Genomic DNA, 20,670 nt, shown 5'->3' on the forward strand with positions numbered 1-20,670 from the left:
CGGACGACGCGTCCGGAGCCGGGCCAGACTAACCAGCGATTTTCTGCCACTCCACGGCACGGACTCGACCGGGACATCCCTGTGACGCGCCCGTCACTATGTACGCAACAGCAAAGAGGCGGCCCCGAACCAGTCGAAACCGGTTCGGGGCCGCCTCTTCGTACGCTCGCGCGCTAGGGCAACGAAAGACCCTGGGCGCCGCTCACGCTTCCTTCGTCATGTTCGGGCCGGCGCCGCCTGCCGCCTGCTCGATCGGGGGGACGTCGGGCAGAGCCGACTTCTCCTCGCCGCGGAAGGTGAACTTCTGCTCCTCACCCTCGCCCTCGGTGCCGACGACCACGATGTGACCGGGGCGCAGCTCACCGAAGAGGATCTTCTCGGAGAGGATGTCCTCGATCTCGCGCTGGATCGTCCGGCGCAGCGGCCGGGCGCCCATCACGGGGTCGTAGCCCTTCTTCGCCAGAAGGGACTTGGCGGCCGGGCTCAGCTCGATGCCCATGTCGCGGTCCCTCAGGCGCTCGTCCACCTTGGCGAGCATGAGGTCGACGATCTGGATGATGTCTTCCTCGGTGAGCTGGTGGAAGACGACCGTGTCGTCGACGCGGTTGAGGAACTCGGGCCGGAAGTGCTGCTTGAGCTCTTCGTTGACCTTCGTCTTCATCCGCTCGTAGTTCGTCTTCACGTCACCCTGGGCGGCGAAGCCCAGGTTGAAGCCCTTGGAGATGTCCCGGGTCCCGAGGTTGGTCGTCATGATGATGACCGTGTTCTTGAAGTCCACGACCCGGCCCTGGGAGTCGGTCAGGCGACCGTCCTCCAGGATCTGGAGCAGGGAGTTGAAGATGTCGGGGTGGGCCTTCTCGACCTCGTCGAAGAGGACGACGGAGAACGGCTTGCGGCGCACCTTCTCGGTGAGCTGGCCGCCCTCCTCGTATCCCACGTAACCAGGAGGAGAACCGAAGAGCCGCGAGACCGTGTGCTTCTCGCTGAACTCCGACATGTCGAGGGCGATCAGCGCGTCCTCGTCACCGAAGAGGAACTCGGCAAGCGTCTTGGACAGCTCGGTCTTACCGACACCGGACGGACCGGCGAAGATGAACGAGCCACCGGGGCGCTTCGGGTCCTTCAAGCCGGCTCGCGTACGGCGGATCGCCTGCGAGAGGGCCTTGATGGCGTCCTTCTGGCCGATGACGCGCTTGTGGAGCTCGTCCTCCATGCGCAGCAGACGGGAGGACTCCTCCTCCGTCAGCTTGAAGACCGGGATGCCGGTGGCGGTGGCGAGGACCTCGGCGATGAGCTCGCCGTCGACCTCGGCCACGACGTCCATGTCGCCGGCCTTCCACTCCTTCTCGCGCTTGGCCTTCGCCGCCAGCAGCTGCTTCTCCTTGTCACGGAGAGACGCCGCCTTCTCGAAGTCCTGGGAGTCGATGGCCGACTCCTTGTCGCGACGCACGCCCGCGATCTTCTCGTCGAACTCGCGGAGGTCCGGCGGCGCGGTCATCCGGCGGATGCGCATCCGGGAGCCGGCCTCGTCGATCAGGTCGATCGCCTTGTCCGGCAGGAAGCGGTCCGAGATGTAGCGGTCGGCCAGCGTCGCGGCCTGGACCAGCGCCTCGTCCGTGATGGACACGCGGTGGTGGGCCTCGTAGCGGTCGCGCAGACCCTTGAGGATCTCGATGGTGTGCGGCAGCGACGGCTCCGCGACCTGGATGGGCTGGAAGCGGCGCTCGAGAGCGGCGTCCTTCTCCAGGTGCTTGCGGTACTCGTCGAGCGTGGTGGCACCGATGGTCTGGAGCTCGCCTCGCGCCAGCATGGGCTTGAGGATGCTCGCCGCGTCGATCGCGCCCTCGGCGGCACCCGCACCCACCAGGGTGTGGAGCTCGTCGATGAACAGGATGATGTCGCCGCGGGTGCGGATCTCCTTGAGCACCTTCTTCAGGCGCTCCTCGAAGTCACCGCGGTAGCGGGAACCGGCGACCAGCGCACCGAGGTCGAGGGTGTAGAGGTGCTTGTCCTTGAGGGTCTCGGGCACCTCGCCCTTGACGATGGCCTGCGCCAGGCCCTCGACGACCGCCGTCTTGCCGACGCCGGGCTCGCCGATGAGGACCGGGTTGTTCTTCGTACGGCGGGACAGCACCTGCATGACCCGCTCGATCTCCTTCTCGCGCCCGATGACCGGGTCGAGCTTGGATTCACGAGCGGCCTGGGTGAGATTCCGGCCGAACTGGTCGAGCACCAGCGACGTGGAGGGCGTGCCCTCCGCGGGGCCGCCCGCTGTGGCCGCCTCCTTGCCGCCCGAGTAACCGGACAGCAGCTGGATGACCTGCTGGCGCACCCGGTTGAGGTCGGCGCCCAGCTTCACGAGGACCTGGGCTGCGACGCCCTCGCCCTCGCGGATCAGGCCGAGCAGGATGTGCTCGGTGCCGATGTAGTTGTGGCCGAGCTGAAGGGCCTCGCGGAGCGACAGCTCCAGGACCTTCTTGGCTCGGGGTGTGAAGGGGATGTGCCCGGACGGGGCCTGCTGGCCCTGACCGATGATCTCCTCCACCTGCTGGCGGACCGCCTCGAGCGAAATCCCGAGGCTCTCCAGGGCCTTAGCGGCGACACCCTCACCCTCGTGGATCAGGCCCAGGAGGATGTGCTCGGTGCCGATGTAGTTGTGGTTGAGCATCCGGGCTTCTTCCTGAGCCAGGACGACAACCCGCCGCGCGCGGTCGGTGAACCTCTCGAACATCGTTAATCGCTCCTCAGAGCGGTCAGGCAGTAAGGGGTCGGTCCCCTCCCTGTCCTTCCGCAGCTTAGTCCCGCAAGCGGGGACCGCTCATTTCAACTGCCGACACCCGTCGATGGCCTCCTGCCCCGAACGCCGACAACTGCTCCAACCCGATCCTGCGAGACGATGTTCCCGCAGGCCAGGCAGATACCCCTATCGCCAGTACGCCGATGGCGAACGTGAGACGTCCGGTGGCTTGCGTGTCGCCCGTCCCACTAGGGATGTCTTACCCGCAATTACAGACAGTCCATGCGGCGTACGCGGGTTCCCTCCGCTACGGGCGAACATCTTCGTACTCCCGAATGCGCCCGTACGCCCCTAACCCGGACACACTATGCGTTCGATCAAGGACTCTGCGTAACTCTTGGCACGGATCGGGAGTTCTTCCGTCATGACCCTCACCGTCCCGCCTCCCCGCACCGCGCTCCCCGCAGAGCGGGGCGGCCGTGCCGATGGTGCGTCACGGGGCGCGTGCGCCCGGTGGTACGAGAAGGAGCTCGGCTGGGCAACGGCCGGCAGCTCACCGGTGCGGCTGCTGACCGGGTTGCGGTTCGACGCGCTCGTGGTCCCTGCCGACGCCGGGCACGCGGCGCTGCGGCGAGTGGGCAACACCGGTCCTGTGGCACTGACGGGCCGGCGGATGAGTCTGCTGGTGGCGCCGGGGAGCGCCGACGAGCTGCCCGGGCTGCTCGACTGGCTGGAGTGGGGCGGGGTCGCCCTCGCGCTGACCGCTGTCGGCTCGGGCGGACGGATCACCGCACCGCCGCCACCGGGCCGGCCGGGTCCGCCGGGGGCCGCCGTATGGCTGCGGCCCCCCTGTCCAACGCACGAGCAGGAGGGGGAACCGGTGTTCCCGGCCCTCTCCGGCTTCGGGAGCAGGGGTGGGGATGCTCCCGATCTCATCCGGCTCGTGGACGCCGTGGCGACGGAATGCCACCGGGCCCGCTTGACGCGTGCCCGGACGGGGAAGCCCCCCGATGAAACGGCTGATCAGCCGTTGGCCTTCTCGTAAGCCTCACGGATCTCCGCGGGAACACGGCCACGGTCATTCACATTGTGGCCGTTCTCGCGCGCCCACTTACGGATCTCGGCGGTGTCCTTGTTGCCGCCGGGAACGGCACGGCCCTTGCCGCGACCGGACGCCGCACGGCCACCGGTACGCCGGCCGCTCTTCGCGTAGGGCTCAAGAAGACTCCGCAGCTTGTCCGCGTTGCCCGTGGTGAGGTCAATCTCGTACGTCTTGCCATCGAGAGCGAACGTCACGGTCTCGTCCGCCTCGCCGCCGTCGAGGTCGTCTACAAGAAGGACCTGAACCTTCTGTGCCACCGGATTTCCTTTCATCGAAAATGGAGTACGCGGAAAGGAAACCGCTTTTCCCCGGAAAACACAAACCCCCGGGAGAGGTTCAGGAGCGCAAGAAGCCGGGAAACGTGCGCGATTCGGACATAGGGATCGCGCTTCTTCCGACGGTCACAGGTGCAGAAGCATCCGGCTGTTACCCAAGGTGTTCGGCTTCACTCGTTCGAGACCGAGGAACTCCGCGACTCCCTCGTCATAGGAACGCAGCAGCTCGCTGTAGACATCTCCGTCGACCGGCGTCTCTCCGATCTCCACGAAGCCGTGCTTCGCGAAGAAGTCGACTTCGAAGGTGAGACAGAAAACCCGTCGCACACCCAGCCAGCGGGCGGTCTGCAACAACTTGTCCAGCACTTGATGCCCGACTCCGGCCCCCTTGATGCTGTGGTCAACCGCGAGAGTACGGACTTCGGCCAGGTCTTCCCACATCACGTGCAGTGCGCCGCAGCCGATGACCCGGGCATCCTCGTCGCGTTCGGCGATCCAGAACTCCTGGATGTCCTCGTAAAGCGTCACCGTCGCTTTGTCGAGCAGGATGCCTTCTCGTACGTAGCCGTCGAGGAGACGCCGGACGGAGGCCACATCGCTCGTCCTCGCACGGCGGACGGTGATGGCGACGTTTATAACCGACGGATCGGTCTGGAAATCGGTATGCGGAAGCTCTGAGGACATACCCCGACGCTATCGCCCGGTGTCCGGCGCCGCGCCATCGGCCGCTTCAGCACCTTCCGCAGCACCTTCCGCGGCACCTTCACCCTCCGCTTCACCGTCCGCTTCACCGTCCGCTTCACCGTCCGCTTCAACGGTCGGCTGCACGATGTCCTCGGGAAGAGTGGGCAGAACGATCCTCATGGCGTCCCGAAGGGCCTCACGCTGCTCGGCCGACATCATGCCGAAGAACGCGACCAGCGCGGCGGCGGGGTTGTCGCTCTGTGACCATGCTTCGTTCATCAGTGCGGCCGAGTACGCGGCACGGGTGGAGACCGCTGTATATCGATATGCGCGGCCGTCCACTTCCCGGCGTACCCAGCCCTTCTGATGGAGATTGTCCATAACCGTCATGACGGTGGTGTAGGCGATGGACCGCTCCTGCTGAAGGTCCTCAAGGACTTCCCGCACGGTGACCGGTCGGTTCCATTGCCAGACCCGCGTCATCACGGCGTCTTCCAGCTCTCCCAATTGGCGGGGCACAGCGTCACCCTAGTGCCAGATGTCTGGAATGGCCGGTTATTTACACAGCAAAAGGGCGCACGGCTCTCGGAAGCCGTACGCCCTTCGTACGTGTGCGGTGCGCGAGAAGCGCGGGCCCTGAGTTCAGACCCCGTCGGCGCGCGGCGTACGCGGCGCCGATTCCGCGTGGCTGATCGCGGCGTCCACGGCCGCGTCCTCCTTGGCCTTGTTCGGTCCGCCCTGGCTCTTGACGATCGTCACGACCAGGCCGATGAAGAAGGCGGCCATCACCACGGGGGGCACGAGCGCGGATACGTAGTCCATGGCGTCCAGAGTAGCGATCCCTCACCGGACCCGGTGAGAGGCCCTACCCCGCGGCGCGCTGCTGCGGTGGGGGAACCGGGCGACGGCGGGGCGGGAAGACCTCCGAGGGCTTCGGCGCCGGGCGTTCGGACGGCGCCGCCGGACGTGCCGGGGCCGCCGGGGCCTCCGGGGTCTTCGGCTTCTCGGGCTCCGCGGCACGGCCACCGGGCAGCGCGAGCAGCCGGCTGCGGGGCGCGGGTGCCGACGCGGACACCGAGCGTCCGGCGAGGCGGGCCCGCACCGAACGCTCCGCGAGCACCTGACAGCGCTCCAGGAGCGCCGCGGCGACCGGTCCGCCGCGCAGGGCGCGCAGCGCGGCGAGATCCTCGGGGCGGGGGTCGTACCCGGCGGCCAGGGCGTCCTGGAGGCGCTCCAGGTACCCGCTGAGGGAGCCGGGGAGGGCGTTTCGGTAGCGGACGAGGTCGGCGAGGAGGAAGGCGCGCAGCCGTCCGGCCTCACCGACCGCCTCATCGACGGAGCCCGCTAGCCGCAGGCAGTCCTGGACGTCCTCGTCGGGCAGGGGCGCGGGGTGGAGGGCGATGGCGAGGGCACGGCGGAGCACTCGCAGCTCGTCCGCGCTGAACGCCATACCGCCGCGTGATCCGTAGGGCGTGGGCATAGCGCGACAATACGTGCTAAATGGACAAAATCCGTTTAACTGGCCGTCGGCGGCGCGGCGGCTCCGTGAGCCACCGCGCCGGGAACCTCCGGTCAGGGCCGCGCGTCGCTACAGGCGCGCCACGTTGCGCTCGTACACCAGGCGCAGCCCGATGAGCGTGAGCCAGGGCTCGTGCTCGTCGATGACGGAGGACTCCCCCAACACCATCGGAGCAAGGCCGCCCGTCGCGATGACCGTGACGTCGTCGGGGTCGGTCGCCAGCTCCTTCTTCATGCGCCCGACGACACCGTCGACCTGGCCGGCGAAGCCGTAGATGATGCCCGCCTGCATGGCCTCGACGGTGTTCTTCCCGATCACGCTGCGTGGCCGGGCCAGCTCGATCTTGCGCAGCTGGGCGCCCTTGACGCCGAGCGCCTCGACCGAGATCTCGATGCCGGGTGCGATGACGCCACCGGTGTACTCGCCCCGGGCGGAGACCGCGTCGAAGGTGGTGGCCGTGCCGAAGTCGACGACGATCGCCGGGCCGCCGTACAGGTCGACGGCGGCGACCGCGTTGATGATGCGGTCCGCGCCGACCTCCTTCGGGTTGTCCATCAGGATCGGCACACCGGTCTTGATGCCCGGTTCGACGAGGACGGCGGGGACGTCGCCGTAGTAGCGGCGGGTCACCTCGCGCAGCTCGTGCAGGACGGCCGGGACGGTCGAGCAGATCGCGATGCCCTCGATGCCGTCGCCCAGCTCCATGCCCAGCAGCGGATGCATGCCCATCAGGCCCTGGAGCAGCACCGCGAGCTCGTCGGCGGTGCGGCGGGCGTCGGTGGAGATGCGCCAGTGCTCGACGATCTCCTCGCCGTCGAACAGCCCGAGGACCGTGTGGGTGTTGCCGACGTCGATGGTGAGCAGCATCAGACGCCGGCCCCGTCGGTGTCGCGGAAGTCCAGACCGATGTCGAGGATCGGCGAGGAGTGGGTCAGCGCGCCGACGGCCAGGTAGTCCACACCGGCCTCGGCGTAGGCGCGGGCGGAGTCCAGGGACAGCCGGCCCGAGGACTCCAGGACCGCGCGGCCGCCGACGAGCGCTACGGCCTCGGCCGTCTGCGACGGGGTGAAGTTGTCCAGCAGGATCAGATCGGCACCGGCGTCCAGGACCTCGGTGACCTGCTGCATCGTGTCGACCTCGACCTCGATCGCGAGGTCCGGGAACTCCTTCCTGACCCGCTTGAACGCTTCGGCGACCCCGCCCGCCGCGATCACGTGGTTGTCCTTGACCAGTGCGGCGTCGGACAGCGACATGCGGTGGTTGACCCCGCCGCCGCAGCGCACCGCGTACTTCTCCAGGGCGCGGAGGCCCGGAGTCGTCTTGCGGGTGTCGCGGACCTTGGCCTTCGTGCCCTCCAGCACGTCGGCCCAGGCGCGGGTGGCGGTCGCGATGCCGGAGAGCCTGCACAGCAGGTTGAGCGCGCTGCGCTCGCCGGTGAGCAGGTCACGGGTGCGGGTGGTGACGGTCAGCAGCTTCTGGCCGGGGACGACTCGGTCGCCGTCCTCGACGTGCCGCTCGACCTCGAACTCGTCCGTACAGACGATGGAGAGGACGGCCTCGGCGACCCGCAGGCCGGCCACGACACCCGCCTCGCGGGCGGTGAAGTCGCCGGTGGCCACCGCGTCCTCGGAGACGGTGGCGACGGTCGTGACGTCCACCCCGCCGTCGAGGTCCTCCTCGATGGCGACGTGCGCGACGTCCTCGACGGTGACCGGGTCCAGGCCCGCCCCGGCGAGGAGCTGGGCGAGCGCGGGGTCCAGGCCGCACTCCAGGGCGTCCAGGTCGTAGCCGTCCTCCCCGCCGCAGCCGCAGCCGTCACCGCAGCCGCCCGCGGCAGGTGCGGGCGCGCCGATCTGGATCAGCGGTACGTCCACGGGTGTGGGGCGCGGATTCTCTTCGGGCGTGCTCACGGTTACGGCTCCTCGGGAGTGGGGTGGGTGGTGCCTGTTGCTGCGCAGTCTGCTGCCCCGGACGGGCGTACGGGCCCGAATGCCTCGGTATCCGTCCGACGGAGGACGAGCTGCCGGTCGGGAGCGAGCCGGACGACGAGGTGGCGGCGCCAGTTCTCGTCGTCGCGCTCGGGCCGGTCCTCGCGCCAGTGGCAGCCGCGGGTCTCCTCGCGCTGCCGGGCGGCGGCGACCAGGACCCGGGAGACCAGGAGCAGGTTGGTGACCTCCCAGGCCTCGACCCCGGGCACCGCGTCCTTCGGCTCGGCGGCCCCGGCCTTCAGGAAGGCGCTGCGGTGCAGGTCCTCCAGTTGCTCGGCGGCCCAGGCGAGGCTGTCGGCGGAACGCACGACGCCGGCGCCGCGGGTCATGATGCGCTGGATCGTGCCCCGGGCCTCGGGGGGCAGCAGCGGGGAGGGCGCGGGACGGGCGGCGACGGTGCCGGTGCCGGCCCGGGGCCGGTCGGCGACGATGTCGGCCGCGATGCGCTCGGCGAAGACGAGGCCTTCCAGGAGCGAGTTGGACGCCAGCCGGTTCGCGCCGTGCACCCCGGTGCAGGCGACCTCGCCGCAGGCGTACAGGCCGGGCACGGTCGTACGTCCCCGCAGGTCGGTGCGGATGCCGCCGGAGGCGTGGTGCGCGGCCGGGGCGATCGGGATCGGCTCGGTGACCGGGTCGATGCCATGGGCGCGGCAGGCCGCCAGGATGGTGGGGAAGCGCTGCTCCCACATCTCGGCGCCGAAGTGACGGGCGTCCAGGTACATGTGCTCGGTGCCGTGCAGCTGCATCTGGCGGGTGATGGCCTTGGCGACGATGTCGCGCGGGGCCAGCTCGGCCAGCTCGTGCTGCCCGAGCATGAAGCGCGTGCCGTGTGCGTCGACGAGATGGGCGCCCTCGCCCCGTACCGCTTCCGACACGAGCGGCTGCTGCCCCTCGGAGTCGGCGCCGAGGAAGAGCACCGTGGGGTGGAACTGGACGAACTCGAGGTCCGAGACCTCCGCGCCGGCGCGGAGCGCGAGTGCCACGCCGTCGCCGGTGGAGACCGGCGGGTTGGTGGTGGCGGAGAAGACCTGGCCCATGCCGCCGGTGGCGAGGATGACCGCGGGGGCGTTGACCGCGCCGACCCCGTCGTGCTGGCCCTCGCCCATGACGTGCAGGGTGACGCCCGCTGTACGGCCTTCGGCGTCGGTGAGCAGGTCGAGCACGAGGGCGTTCTCGACGGTGTGCAGGGCGGCTTCGCGGACCGCTTCGACCAGGGCGCGGGAGATCTCCGCGCCCGTCGCGTCACCGCCCGCGTGGGCGATGCGGCGGCGGTGGTGGCCGCCCTCGCGGCCCAGCGCGATGGTTCCGTCGGCCGCGGTGTCGAAGAGGGCGCCGGTGCCGATCAGCCGGCGTACGGCGTCGGGGCCCTCGGTGACGAGGGTGCGGACCGCCGCCTCGTCGCACAGGCCGGCGCCCGCGACCAGGGTGTCGTCCAGGTGCTGTTCCGGAGTGTCACCCTCACCCAGGGCGGCGGCGACGCCGCCCTGGGCCCAGCGGGTGGAGCCGTCGTCGAGGCGGGCCTTGGTGACGACGACGGTGGCGAGGCCCGCGGCGGCGCAGCGCAGCGCGGCGGTGAGTCCGGCCACGCCGGAGCCGACCACCACGACATCGGCGTCGATGGACCAGCCAGGGGCGGGGGCGGTCAGCCGTATTCCGGTCACGCGATGGCTCCGAAGGTCAGCGGGATGTTGTCGATGAGGCGGGTGGTGCCCACCCGGGCGGCGACCGCGAGGATCGCGTCGCCCGCGGTGCGGTCGTCGGGGATCTCGGTGAAGTCCGCCGGGTCCACGAGCGCCAGGTAGTCGAGGGCGAGCGGGGGCTGTTCGGCCGCCGCGTCGTCCAGGACCGCGCGGGCCGCCGCGCGCACGGCCGCGGGACCGCCGTCCGGGCGGGCCCGGGCGACCGCCTGGGCATCGGCGGCCAGTCTGGCCTCGCCGAGCCGGGTGAGTCCGGCGGCCCGGCCCTCCGTCGCGCCCGCGGTCTGCGCGCGGGCGTGCAGTGCCTGCTGGGCGGCGAGCCGGTCACGGGCCGCGAACAGCGCGCGGGACAGGGCGAGCGCGGTGTGGCGCTCGTGCGGGTCGAGGAAGCGGTTGCGGCTGGAGAGCGCGAGACCGTCGGGCTCCCGGGCCGTCTCCACGCCCACGATCTCCACGGGGAAGTTCAGATCGCGCACCATGCGGCGGATCAGCGCCAGCTGCTGAGCGTCCTTCTGCCCGAAGAACGCGACATCGGGGCGGGTGAGGTGGAGCAGCTTGGCGACGACGGTGAGCATGCCGTCGAAGTGCCCTGGGCGGGAGGCGCCTTCGAGGCGCTCGCCCATCGGGCCCGCGGAGATCCGGACCTGCGGTTCGCCGCCGGGGTAGACCTCGTCGACGGACGGCGCGAAGACCACGTCGGCGCCGGCCGCGCCGGCCACCGCGAGGTCGGCGTCCAGGGTGCGCGGGTAGCGGTCGAGGTCGGCGCTCTCCCCGAACTGGAGCGGGTTGACGAAGACGGTGACGACGACCTGTCCGGCCGGTCCGACAACCGCACGTGCGGTTTGTATCAGGGAGGCGTGGCCCTCGTGCAGAGCGCCCATCGTCATGACGACGGCACGCTCGGCCCGGTCACCTTCGGGGGCGTACCCCGCCAGCTCGGCGGCGGTGCGGAGCAGGGTGGCGGCGGATGCGGTCATCGGGACTCCTCCGGTCCGGTACCTGCGCTGCCGGATGCGCCCGAGCCGTCGGCCAGGACGTCGAGCAGGTCCGCGGCGAGCTCCGGCTTGAGCATGCCGTGGGCGAGCGCGCGGTCGGCGGTGGCGCGGGCCATCGCGACGTATCCGGCCACCGTCTGCGGGGCGTGGGTGCGCAGCTCGCCGATGTGCGCGGCGACCGTGCCCGCGTCACCCCGGGCGACCGGGCCGGTCAGGGCCGCGTCGCCGGAGCGCAGGGCGTTGTCCAGGGCGGCGCCGAGCAGCGGGCCGAGCATCCGGTCGGGAGCGGCGACCCCCGCCGTGCGCAGCAGCTCCATCGACTGGGCGACGAGGGTGACGAGGTGGTTCGCGCCGAGGGCGAGCGCCGCGTGGTAGAGCGGTCGGGACTCCTCGGCGATCCACTCGGGCTCGCCGCCCATCTCGATGACCAGCGCCTCGGCGGCGAGCCTCAGCTGCTCGGGGGCGGTGACCCCGAAGGAGCAGCCGGCCAGTCGCTGGACGTCCACGGAGGTGCCGGTGAACGTCATCGCCGGGTGCAGGGCCAGCGGCAGGGCGCCGGCCCGCAGGGCGGGATCCAGCACCTTCGTCCCGTACCGCCCCGAGGTGTGGACGATCAGCTGTCCGGGGCGGACCGCACCGGTCTCGGCAAGGCCCTCGACGAGCCCCGGCAGGGCGTCGTCGGGCACGGTCAGCAGGACCAGCTCCGCGCGCGCGAGGACCTCGGCGGGCGGCACCAGGGGGACGTCGGGAAGCAGGGTGGCGGCGCGGCGCACCGAGGCGTCGGAGACGCCCGACACGGCGACCGGGCGGTGCCCGGCGAGGGCCAGGGCCGCGGCGAGGGCGGGGCCGACACGGCCCGCGCCCACGACGCCGACGGTGAGCCGGGCGGGGCGGTCCCTCGCGTCGAGGGGCTCCTTGGGGCTGGTTGCATTCACGCGACGGTGGCCTTCCGTTCCAGTCCGCGGGGGGTACCGGACGATTTCTCTGCATGCTACGCCAGCGTTCCGTCCGGGCCCCGGCTGTCCACAGGCTGTGGACAGTCCCGGCCGCGCCCGAACCTGCGGGCCGGGGGCGTCCATACCCTGTGGGCAGGGGCTGCGTTCTGCGTGATGATCGTCCCATGGCAGACAGACACGAGCAGGTGCACGACGGGGCGACGGACGGACCGCAGGTCCTCCTCGGAGACGGGGACGAGGAGGCCGATCCGCAGCGGCTGCGCCGCATCACCGCGTGGCGGCAGGCCGACCGGCTCCTGTCCCGGGTGCCGGTGGACCGTTCGCTCGGCGAGCTGCTGGCGTCCCTGACCGAGGGCGCGCCCACGGTCACCGATCCGGACCGGCCGGCCGACATCTACGGCAACGGCATCGTCGCCGAACTGGAGGAGCGGATCGCCGGGCTGCTGGGCACCGAGGCCGCCGCGTTCTTCCCGACGGGGACGATGGCACAGCAGGTCGCGCTGCGCTGCTGGGCCGGGCGCACCGGCAACGCGACGGTGGCCCTGCATCCGCTCGCCCACCCCGAGGTGCACGAGCGCGGCGCCCTGGCCGCGGTCAGCGGGCTGCGTACGGTCCACCCGACGACCGAGCCGCGGCTGCCCACGGCGGACGAGATCCGCGACTTCGCGGAGCCGTTCGGCACCCTGATGCTGGAGCTGCCGCTGCGTGACGCGGGCTTCGTCCTGCCCACCTGGGAGGAGCTGGAGGCCGTGGTCGCGGCCGCCCGCGAGCGCGATGCGGTGGTGCACTTCGACGGCGCGCGGCTGTGGGAGTGCACGTCCCGTTTCGGGCGGGAGCTGCCGGAGATCGCGGCGCTCGCGGACAGTGTGTACGTGTCGTTCTACAAGACCCTCGGCGGGATCTCCGGGGCGGCGCTCGCCGGTTCCGCCTCGCTGGTCGAGGAGGCCCGCACCTGGCGGCACCGGTACGGCGGCCAGCTCTTCCAGCAGTTCCCGGCGGCGCTCGCCGCCCTGATCGGTCTGGACCGGGAGCTGCCGAAGCTGCCGTCGTACGTGGCACAGGCCAAGGTGGTGGCCGCGGCGCTGGCCGAGGGGTTCACCGAGGCCGGTGCCGGGTGGTTCCGGGTGCATCCGGAAGCACCGCACACCCACCAGTTCCAGGTCTGGCTGCCCTACCCGGCGGACGTCCTGGAGGAGGCGGCCCTGCGGCAGGCGGAGGAGACGGGCGTGGCCCTCTTCCGCCTGTGGCACGCGGCTGCCGCGGGCCCGCCCGGGGTGTCGTTCACCGAGGTCACGGTGTCGGAGGCGGCGCTGGAGTGGACTGCGGCGGACGTCCGCGCGGCGGTGGCGGAGTTCCTGAAGCGGGTGGCTCAGCAGCAGTGAGGCGGGCCCGGCGGGCCGCCGATTGACGCCGGCCGTCAATCGGGGTCCGGACCGTCCCGCTCACCCCGCACCATGGACGGGTGAGCGTAACCATCGACATCGCGGGGCTCGACCCCGGCCTCGTCGTCTTCGAGACCTCCCCCCTCGTCGAGCTGGGGGTCGCCCTGCACGCGCTGGCCGAGCCGGGGCACCACCCCGGGCTGCACGGCTGGACGACGGCCACCACCACGTCTCTGGAACCGGATCTGGCCGACCGGCTGCACGAGGCGGACTTCCTGTGGCGGAACACGTTCTCGGACATCTTCATGCCGTTCGCCGGCGTCCTCGGCGGCAAGGGGAGGACGGGCGCCGACCTCGCCGAGGACCTGGACATCCTGGACCGGCTGGACGACGAGCGGTTCGTCTCCGCAGCCCTGGAGTTCACCTGCGCGAACCTGTACGGGACCGGCGCGGCCTCCCCGCTCCGCGATCCCGGCATGCGGGCCCGGGCCCTGGACATGGCGGCGGCGCGCGGCCCGCAGCAGGTGGAGTTCACCCAGCGGCTGCTGGCCGACCCCGCCCCCGTACGCCGCTGGATCCGGCGCCTGTTCGAGGACTGCGACCAGGCGTTCTTCGCGGACACCTGGCAGCGGGTGCGGGTCCAGCTGGTGGCCGACGCGCGGCACAAGACGGATCTGCTGCGGCACAAGGGGCTCGCCGAGGCCGTGCGGGCCGTCTCTCCCGCACTCTCGGTCGACGAGGACGGTGAACGGATCAGCGTCGACAAGCTGACCGAGGGCTCGACCGACGCCACCGACCCCGCCGTCGGCGCGGGACTCACCCTCATCCCGACCAGCTTCGGCTGGCCGCATCTGATGGTGCTGCACGCCCCGGGCTGGCGACCGGTGATCCACTATCCCGTGCACCGGCCCGAGCTGCCCTCGCCCGCCTCCGTGGAACTGCTCCAGCTCCGGATGGAGGCCCTGGCCCACCCGATGCGGATGCGCCTGTGCCGCAACATCGCCCGCTCGCCCTACACGACGGGGGAGCTCGCCGACACGAACGGGATCACCGCCCCCGAGGTCTCCCGCCATCTCACGGTCCTCAAGAAGGCGGGCCTGGTCACGACGCGGCGCCGCGGCAGGTACGTGCTGCACCAGCTGGACCTGACCGTGGTGGCGCGGCTGGGGAGCGACTTCCTGGAGGGGATCCTGCGCTGAGCCCGGGGCGGGCCGGTCGGCGGTGTGGCCGGTCGGTTCAGTCGAACCGGATGTGCCGGATGCCCGTCCAGGTCCGCCGCACCCGGTGCCGCAGCGCGCTGTCCGTGTCCGGCAGCAGGGTGAGACCCGCCGACTCGGCGATCCGGTCGGCGACCTGGGGGACCGTCAGCCGGTCGGTACGGATGTGCTCGGCGAACTCCGGGCCCGCGAGCCGCTCCAGACAGTGGTCCAGTTTGGCGACGGCGAAGCTCTCGCGCTTGAGTCCGCGCCCCAGCCCGCGTTCGCGCAGCCGTCGCAGCACCGTCGCGCGCTCGGCGAGCAGGGCGAAGTGGTGCACCGGGTGCCCGTCCTCGCGCAGCCGCCCGATGATCTCCGCGAAGTAGCCGGCGTCGACCAGGGTCATCGGGGCGATGACCGTGCCGGGGTGCCCGCGCAGGGCGAGAGCGAGCATGTCGTGCACCCCCTGCCGCCAGGCCGGCAGATCCTGGAAGTCCCCGCGCAGCGCGGGCGGCAGCATCCGGTGCAGCCCGAAGCCGACGCGCTCCGGGTCGCAGACCGCGCTGCCGGGCAGCCGGCGCTGCAGCTCGTACGCGGTCTGTGTCTTGCCGCCGCCGAACGGGCCGTTGACCCACACCAGTGCGCCCACCGCTCAGCCCGCCCCGCCCCCGGCGCGCACCAGCCCGGTCTCGTACGCGAGGACGACGACCTGCACCCGGTCGCGCAGGCCCAGCTTGGTCAGGATGCGGCCGACATGCGTCTTCACGGTCGCCTCGGAGAGCACCAGCCGCCCCGCGATCTCACCGTTCGACAGGCCCTGCGCCACCAGGAGCATCACCTCACGTTCGCGTTCGGTGAGCTTGGCGACGTCCTTGTGCTGCGGCTCGGCCGTGCCGCTGGGCAGCATCGACGAGAAGCGGTCGAGCAGTCGGCGGGTGGTGGACGGGGCGACGACGGCGTCGCCGCTGTGCACGGAACGGATCGCGGCCAGCAGTTCACCCGGCGGCACGTCCTTGAGCATGAAGCCGCTGGCCCCTGCCTTCAGCCCCGAGAACGCGTACTCGTCGAGGTCGAACGTCGTCAGGATGAGCACCTTGGGCGCATCGGGCTCCGCGCAGATGCGGCGGGTGGCCTCGACACCGTCCAGCCGGGGCATGCGCACATCCATCAGCACCACGTCGACGGCGGTGGAGCGGAGGTTCTCGATCGCCTCCGCTCCGTCGCCGGCCTCGGCGACGACCTCCATGTCCGGCTGCGCGGCGAGCACCATCCGGAAGCCGGTACGCAGCAGCGCCTGGTCGTCGACGAGCATCACGCGGATCGCCATGGGGTCCCTGTCTCCTGTTCGTTCTGCGGTCGGTTCGGCGTCCGGACGCCCTGGGGCCGTCCGGACGGATCAGGCTCCGAAACCCTAGTTCGCGGCCTTGAGCGGCAGCAGCGCGCTGATCCGGAATCCGCCGCCGGGACGCGGTCCGGCGTCGAGCGTGCCGCCGACCATGCCGACCCGTTCGCGCATGCCGATCATGCCGTGGCCCGCGCCGTCGGCGCCGCCGTCCTCGTACAGCTCGTGCGCCGCACCCCGGCCGTCGTCCTCCACCAGCAGGCCGAGACCGTCGTCGAAGTAGACCAGCCGCACGCTGGCCCCGGCGTTCGGACCGCCGTGCTTGCGCGTGTTGGTCAGGGCTTCCTGCACGATGCGGTATGCCGTCAGCTCCACGCCGCTGGGCAGCGGGCGCGGGGTGCCCTCGATCTTGAAGTCGACGGCCAGACCGGCCGCTCTGACATGGTCGATCAGGTCCTCGATCTGGTCGACGTCGGGCTGCGGAACGTACTCCCCGCTCTCCGGGGCGTCCCCCGTGCGCAGCACCCCCAGCAGCCGCCGCATCTCCGCGAGCGCCTGCCTGCCCGTGCTGGAGATGGTCTCCAGCGCCTGCCGGGCCTGGTCGGGGGCCGCGTCCATCACATAGGCGGCGCCGTCCGCCTGCACCACCATCACGGAGACGTTGTGCGCGACGACGTCGTGGAGCTCGCGGGCGATACGGGCCCGCTCGGCCGCCACCGCGACCTTCGACTGCGCCTCGCGCTCCCGCTCCAGCCGGGCGGCGCGCTCCTCCAGCTGGTCGAAGTAGGCCCGCCGGGTCCGCATCGAGTCGCCGAGCACCCAGGCCAGGACGAACGGCACCGTCATCACGACGACGAGGAAGACCTGCTGCGCCCAGCCGTCCGCATCCGTGTTCGGCCAGCGGATCTGGGCCAGACCGGCCGCGCACAGACTGCAGACCAGGGCGAGCCGGGACGCCCAGCGTTCGCCGACGGTGGCCACGGTGAAGGTGATCACCAGCATGGCGAAGTTCGCGAGGGTCGGTCTGACCCCGAACACCAGCTGGGCCACGCCCGTCGCGATGGCGAGCAGCAGCATCTTCTCGGGCGCGCGCCGGCGCAGCGCGACGACGGCGCAGAGCCCGATGACGATCGGCACTATGGCGATGCGCTCTCCGCGGCCGCTGTCCCCGGCCCCGCCGACCACGATCGTCATGCCGGAGATCCCGAGGAGGAAGACGGCCCAGAAGCTGTCGACGCCCGTCGGGTGTCTGCGGATGAAGTCGTAGAGGCGCTGCACGTAACCCAGCGTAGGGAAAGCCAATGGGTGCGTGGGTCAGCCGAAGGGCCGATCCAGGTCCGGAGACCGTACTCCCCAAGGTGGAGACTTGGGAACGTGACGGATGAGTGGCGTGGGTGGCAGGAGGCGGCCGAGACCGCTTTGTACGGGGACGAGGGGTTTTACCGGAGCCCCGAAGGGCCTGCCGGGCATTTCCGTACTTCCGTGCACGCCTCCCCGCTGTTCGCGGCGGCCGTCGCCCGGCTGCTGGTCAGGACGGCCGCGGAACTGGGGGTGCGGGACGTGGACCTGGTGGATCTGGGGGCGGGGCGCGGAGAGCTGTTGACGGGCGTGCTCGCGGCGCTGCCGGCCGAGGGCGGCGACGGCCTCACGGTGCGGGCGTACGCCGTGGAGCTCGCCGCCCGCCCGCCCGGTCTGGACCCGCGGGTGGAGTGGTGCGCCGAGCCGCCGCAGGGCGTGCGCGGGCTGCTGTTCGCCAACGAGTGGCTGGACAACGTGCCGGTTCCGGTCGCCGAGACGGATCCGGACGGCGTCGAGCGGTACGTCCTGGTGCGGACGGCCGACGGTACGGAGCGGCTGGGCGAGCCGGTCAGCGGGGCCGACGCGCAGTGGCTGCACCGCTGGTGGCCGTCGGCGGGGCCGGGCAGCCGGGCGGAGATCGGCCGCCCGCGCGACGAGGCGTGGGCGGCCGCGGTGGCCACGCTGTCCGCCGGGCTCGCGGTGGCGGTGGACTACATGCACGTACGGGAGGAGCGGCCGCCGTTCGGCACGCTGACCGGCTTCCGGGCCGGGCGGGAGGTGCCCCCGGTGCCGGACGGCAGCTGCGACCTCACCTCGCACGTGGCCCTGGACGCGTGCGCGGCGGCGGGCGGCCCGGGCGCGGAGATCCGCACCCAGCGCGAGGCACTGCGGCAGCTGGGCGTCAGCGGTGAACGCCCGCCGCTGTCCCTGGCGTCGGGCGACCCGGCCGGATACCTGCGGGCACTGGCCGCCGCGGGCGAAGCGGCAGAACTGACCGCCCGCGGCGGCCTGGGCGACTTCGGCTGGCTGACACAACGGGTGCCGCTCCGTCCGGGGCCATATCCCAGCCCCTCCGGCGACTGAGCCGCGGGGTCCGGGGCAGCACCCCGCGGCAAATCCCAGCCCCGCCGGCGATTGAGGCACGGGGTCCGGGGCAGCACCCCGGGTTCGGGAAGGGGCGGGTAGGGGAACAGGCCCGCCGCAGGCGTTCCACCCCGCACCCCACGGCATCACCTCCCGCAGGGAATACTGTCCCGCATGACGGAGACGACAGTCGGCATCGGCGGCGCGGCGGAGAGCACCGACATGGTGCTCAACATCGGCCCCCAGCACCCCTCCACCCACGGCGTGCTCCGTCTGCGCATCGTCCTGGACGGCGAACGCATCCAGCACGCCGAACCAGTCATCGGCTACATGCACCGCGGCGCGGAGAAGCTCTTCGAGGCCCGCGACTACCGGCAGATCGTGATGCTCGCCAACCGCCACGACTGGCTGTCGGCGTTCTCCAACGAGCTGGGCGTCGTGATGGCCGTCGAGCGCATGCTCGGCATGGAGGTCCCGGAGCGCGCGGTCTGGACCCGCACCCTGCTCGCCGAACTGAACCGGGTCCTCAACCACCTGATGTTCCTCGGCTCGTACCCGCTGGAACTCGGCGGGATCACCCCGGTGTTCTACGCGTTCCGGGAGCGCGAGGAGCTCCAGGCCGTGATGGAGGAGGTCTCCGGCGGCCGGATGCACTACATGTTCAACCGGGTCGGCGGACTCAAGGAGGACCTCCCGGCGGGCTGGCTCGGCCGCGCCCGGGACGCCGTCGCCTCGGTCCGCTCCCGGATGGACGTCTACGACAAGCTGGTGCTGGGCAACGAGATCTTCCGGGGCCGTACCCGCGGGGTGGGGGTGCTGTCGGCGGAGGCCGTACACGCCTACGGGGTGTCCGGCCCGATCGCCCGCGCCTCGGGCGTCGACTTCGACCTGCGGCGCGACGAGCCGTATCTCGCCTACGGGGAGCTCCAGGACACCCTGAAGGTCGTCACCCGGACCGAGGGCGACTGCCTGGCCCGGTTCGAGTGCCTGCTGGACCAGACGCACAACGCCCTGGACCTGGCGGACGCCTGCCTGGACCGGATGGCGGACCTGGCGCCCGGTCCGATCAACCAGCGGCTGCCCAAGGTGCTGAAGGCGCCCGAGGGCCACACCTACGCCTGGACCGAGAACCCGCTCGGCGTCAACGGCTACTACCTGGTGTCCAAGGGCGAGAAGACCCCGTACCGGCTGAAGCTCCGCTCCGCCTCGTTCAACAACATCCAGGCGCTCACGGAACTGCTGCCGGGCACGCTCGTCGCCGACATGGTGGCGATCCTGGGCTCGCTGTTCTTCGTCGTCGGCGACATCGACAAGTAACCGTCGCCCGCCCCGGGCCCCCGGGGCGGCCGCCGCCCGTTCCGTCCTACGAGATCGCGCTGCGCAGCTCCGCCACGTCCAGCTGCTCGGTCTCGTCGTGCGCGGTCAGGTCGATGACCTTGCCGACGGCCCGGTTCTCGGCCGTGCCCGTACGGTGCGCGGCCAGCGCCTCCTCGCCCACCACATCGGCGAGGTCCTCGTTCTGTACGGACTCGATCGCGGCGTGCGCCTTCTGCGTACCGAAGAAGTCGAAGCTGCCCTGCGGCACCAGGTGACGGCGGGACGCCGCGTACGGAACAACCGCGCTGGCGGCCTGTACCGCACGCGGTGCGGGCAGGGCCTGGGACGGCCGGGTCGCGGGCAGGGCGGACTGCGGCAGGCGGCGCTGCTCGGCGCCCGGGCGGACGTCGGCTGCCTGCCCGTCGGCTGTCCGGGAGCCGGCGGCCGCCGCGTGCTTCCCCTGCGGCTCCTCCGCCTCCCTGGTCCGCTCCGCGAGATCGCGCTTCCTGGCCTGCTCGGCGGTACGCCGCGCCTCCTGGAGCGCCCCGTTGCGCGTGAGGTCGTCGAGGGCCTGGGCAGCGCGCAGATACGCGGACGGGGTGGGGGTGCTGCGCGCGGCGGGCAGTTCGCGGGGCGGGGCGGCCGCCTCCAGCGCGAGCTGCCGACGGCTCTCCAGCACACTGGCGCGCTCGGTCTCGGCGTTGGCGTACCGCCGCAGCAGCGCGGCGTGCTCGCCCCGCAGCCCGGCGAGCTCCACACGCTTGCGGCGCAGCTTCGTCTCCAGGCGGGCGCGCAGCTCGCGCGACTCCTCCAGATCGGCTTCCAGTTCCGCCACGCGTTCCTCGGTGCGCCATTCGTCACTGGCGCGGGCACGCGTCAGCTCCGCGACACGACGGCCCGCCTCCCGGTCCCAGCTGCGCATCAGGTACGCGCCGGTGACCGCGGCGGCCGCCGCGGCGGCGGCCAGTCCGCGCAGGACCAGCGGCTCGGCGAGCAGCCAGGCTCCCGCGGCACAGAGGACCGCGGCTCCGGCGACGGCCGAAGGCGGAAGGATTCTGTGCAGAGGTGGCGAATGGCGATGGCGTCCACGTGGCATGG

The 20,670-nt window shown here is 71.6% G+C and carries 20 protein-coding genes; 5 read left to right on the plus strand and 15 right to left on the minus strand.

Annotated elements, in window-relative coordinates:
* Nucleotides 1-202: 202 nt before the first annotated feature.
* Nucleotides 203-2,731, minus strand: coding sequence for an ATP-dependent Clp protease ATP-binding subunit (locus SH922_RS17670; protein ID WP_350997971.1), 2,529 nt, complete (start codon nt 2,729-2,731; stop codon nt 203-205).
* 430 nt (nt 2,732-3,161) lie between these two features.
* Between SH922_RS17670 and SH922_RS17675 the strand changes: the two genes are divergently transcribed.
* The gene (locus SH922_RS17675) at nt 3,162-3,782 is read left to right on the plus strand and encodes an SCO3374 family protein (RefSeq protein ID WP_393058913.1); all 621 of its coding nucleotides are present in this window, start codon (nt 3,162-3,164) and stop codon (nt 3,780-3,782) included.
* Here the strand turns inward: SH922_RS17675 and SH922_RS17680 are convergent.
* The 10 genes from SH922_RS17680 to SH922_RS17725 all read right to left on the minus strand — a co-directional run bounded on the left by SH922_RS17680 (nt 3,761) and on the right by SH922_RS17725 (nt 11,932).
* Nucleotides 3,761-4,096 (minus strand): Lsr2 family protein, encoded by a 336-nt coding sequence (locus SH922_RS17680; RefSeq protein WP_350997977.1) that lies wholly within the window; start codon nt 4,094-4,096, stop codon nt 3,761-3,763. The two genes, SH922_RS17675 and SH922_RS17680, sit on opposite strands and share 22 nt — an antisense overlap.
* Nucleotides 4,097-4,240: 144 nt before the next feature.
* Nucleotides 4,241-4,798 (minus strand): amino-acid N-acetyltransferase, encoded by a 558-nt coding sequence (locus tag SH922_RS17685; RefSeq protein WP_350997980.1) that lies wholly within the window; start codon nt 4,796-4,798, stop codon nt 4,241-4,243.
* A gap of 9 nt (nt 4,799-4,807) precedes the next feature.
* A complete protein-coding gene (locus SH922_RS17690) occupies nt 4,808-5,317 on the minus strand; it encodes a BlaI/MecI/CopY family transcriptional regulator (protein ID WP_393058914.1) in 510 nt (169 codons plus the stop codon).
* Nucleotides 5,318-5,440: 123 nt separating this feature from the next.
* Nucleotides 5,441-5,620, minus strand: coding sequence for a hypothetical protein (locus tag SH922_RS17695; protein WP_393058915.1), 180 nt, complete (start codon nt 5,618-5,620; stop codon nt 5,441-5,443).
* Nucleotides 5,621-5,663: 43 nt separating this feature from the next.
* The gene (locus SH922_RS17700) at nt 5,664-6,248 is read right to left on the minus strand and encodes a hypothetical protein (protein ID WP_393063602.1); all 585 of its coding nucleotides are present in this window, start codon (nt 6,246-6,248) and stop codon (nt 5,664-5,666) included.
* Between the two features lie 138 nt (nt 6,249-6,386).
* A complete protein-coding gene (locus tag SH922_RS17705; protein WP_393058916.1) occupies nt 6,387-7,184 on the minus strand; it encodes a type III pantothenate kinase in 798 nt (265 codons plus the stop codon).
* Nucleotides 7,184-8,227 (minus strand): carboxylating nicotinate-nucleotide diphosphorylase, encoded by a 1,044-nt coding sequence (gene nadC, locus SH922_RS17710; protein WP_393058917.1) that lies wholly within the window; start codon nt 8,225-8,227, stop codon nt 7,184-7,186. Before nadC ends, SH922_RS17705 begins: the two co-directional genes overlap by 1 nt.
* A 2-nt stretch (nt 8,228-8,229) precedes the next feature.
* Nucleotides 8,230-9,966 (minus strand): L-aspartate oxidase, encoded by a 1,737-nt coding sequence (locus SH922_RS17715; protein ID WP_393058918.1) that lies wholly within the window; start codon nt 9,964-9,966, stop codon nt 8,230-8,232.
* Nucleotides 9,963-10,979 carry a pantoate--beta-alanine ligase gene (gene panC / locus SH922_RS17720; protein ID WP_393058919.1) on the minus strand — a complete coding sequence of 339 codons (1,017 nt, stop codon included), beginning with the start codon at nt 10,977-10,979 and terminating at the stop codon, nt 9,963-9,965. The genes SH922_RS17715 and panC overlap by 4 nt, the downstream gene beginning before the upstream one ends.
* Nucleotides 10,976-11,932: a Rossmann-like and DUF2520 domain-containing protein gene (locus SH922_RS17725; RefSeq protein ID WP_393058920.1), complete on the minus strand. Its 957-nt coding sequence runs from the start codon at nt 11,930-11,932 to the stop codon at nt 10,976-10,978. The genes panC and SH922_RS17725 overlap by 4 nt, the downstream gene beginning before the upstream one ends.
* Nucleotides 11,933-12,117: 185 nt before the next feature.
* Here SH922_RS17725 and SH922_RS17730 point away from each other — a divergent pair, with 185 nt between their 5' ends.
* Together SH922_RS17730 and SH922_RS17735 are read left to right on the plus strand one after the other, a co-directional pair.
* A complete protein-coding gene (locus tag SH922_RS17730) occupies nt 12,118-13,335 on the plus strand; it encodes a threonine aldolase family protein (protein ID WP_393058921.1) in 1,218 nt (405 codons plus the stop codon).
* An 80-nt stretch (nt 13,336-13,415) separates the two neighbouring features.
* Entirely contained in the window at nt 13,416-14,534 is a 1,119-nt protein-coding gene (locus SH922_RS17735; RefSeq protein ID WP_393058922.1) for a DUF5937 family protein, read from the plus strand.
* Between the two features lie 37 nt (nt 14,535-14,571).
* Here SH922_RS17735 and SH922_RS17740 read toward each other — a convergent pair whose 3' ends face one another.
* The 3 genes from SH922_RS17740 to SH922_RS17750 form a co-directional block, all read right to left on the minus strand.
* Nucleotides 14,572-15,180 (minus strand): AAA family ATPase, encoded by a 609-nt coding sequence (locus tag SH922_RS17740; RefSeq protein WP_393058923.1) that lies wholly within the window; start codon nt 15,178-15,180, stop codon nt 14,572-14,574.
* A gap of 3 nt (nt 15,181-15,183) precedes the next feature.
* A complete protein-coding gene (locus tag SH922_RS17745) occupies nt 15,184-15,858 on the minus strand; it encodes a response regulator (RefSeq protein ID WP_385277380.1) in 675 nt (224 codons plus the stop codon).
* Between the two features lie 84 nt (nt 15,859-15,942).
* A complete protein-coding gene (locus SH922_RS17750; RefSeq protein ID WP_393058924.1) occupies nt 15,943-17,151 on the minus strand; it encodes a sensor histidine kinase in 1,209 nt (402 codons plus the stop codon).
* Between the two features lie 96 nt (nt 17,152-17,247).
* Here SH922_RS17750 and SH922_RS17755 point away from each other — a divergent pair, with 96 nt between their 5' ends.
* Both SH922_RS17755 and SH922_RS17760 read left to right on the plus strand, forming a co-directional pair.
* Nucleotides 17,248-18,255, plus strand: coding sequence for an SAM-dependent methyltransferase (locus tag SH922_RS17755; RefSeq protein WP_393058925.1), 1,008 nt, complete (start codon nt 17,248-17,250; stop codon nt 18,253-18,255).
* Between the two features lie 174 nt (nt 18,256-18,429).
* Nucleotides 18,430-19,572, plus strand: coding sequence for an NADH-quinone oxidoreductase subunit D (locus tag SH922_RS17760; RefSeq protein ID WP_136326460.1), 1,143 nt, complete (start codon nt 18,430-18,432; stop codon nt 19,570-19,572).
* Nucleotides 19,573-19,618: 46 nt separating this feature from the next.
* Here the strand turns inward: SH922_RS17760 and SH922_RS17765 are convergent, their stop codons facing one another.
* Nucleotides 19,619-20,668: a hypothetical protein gene (locus SH922_RS17765; protein WP_393058926.1), complete on the minus strand. Its 1,050-nt coding sequence runs from the start codon at nt 20,666-20,668 to the stop codon at nt 19,619-19,621.
* Nucleotides 20,669-20,670: the final 2 nt, after the last annotated feature.

Source organism: Streptomyces sp. LN549 (assembly GCF_043203805.1).
Lineage (GTDB): Bacteria > Actinomycetota > Actinomycetes > Streptomycetales > Streptomycetaceae > Streptomyces.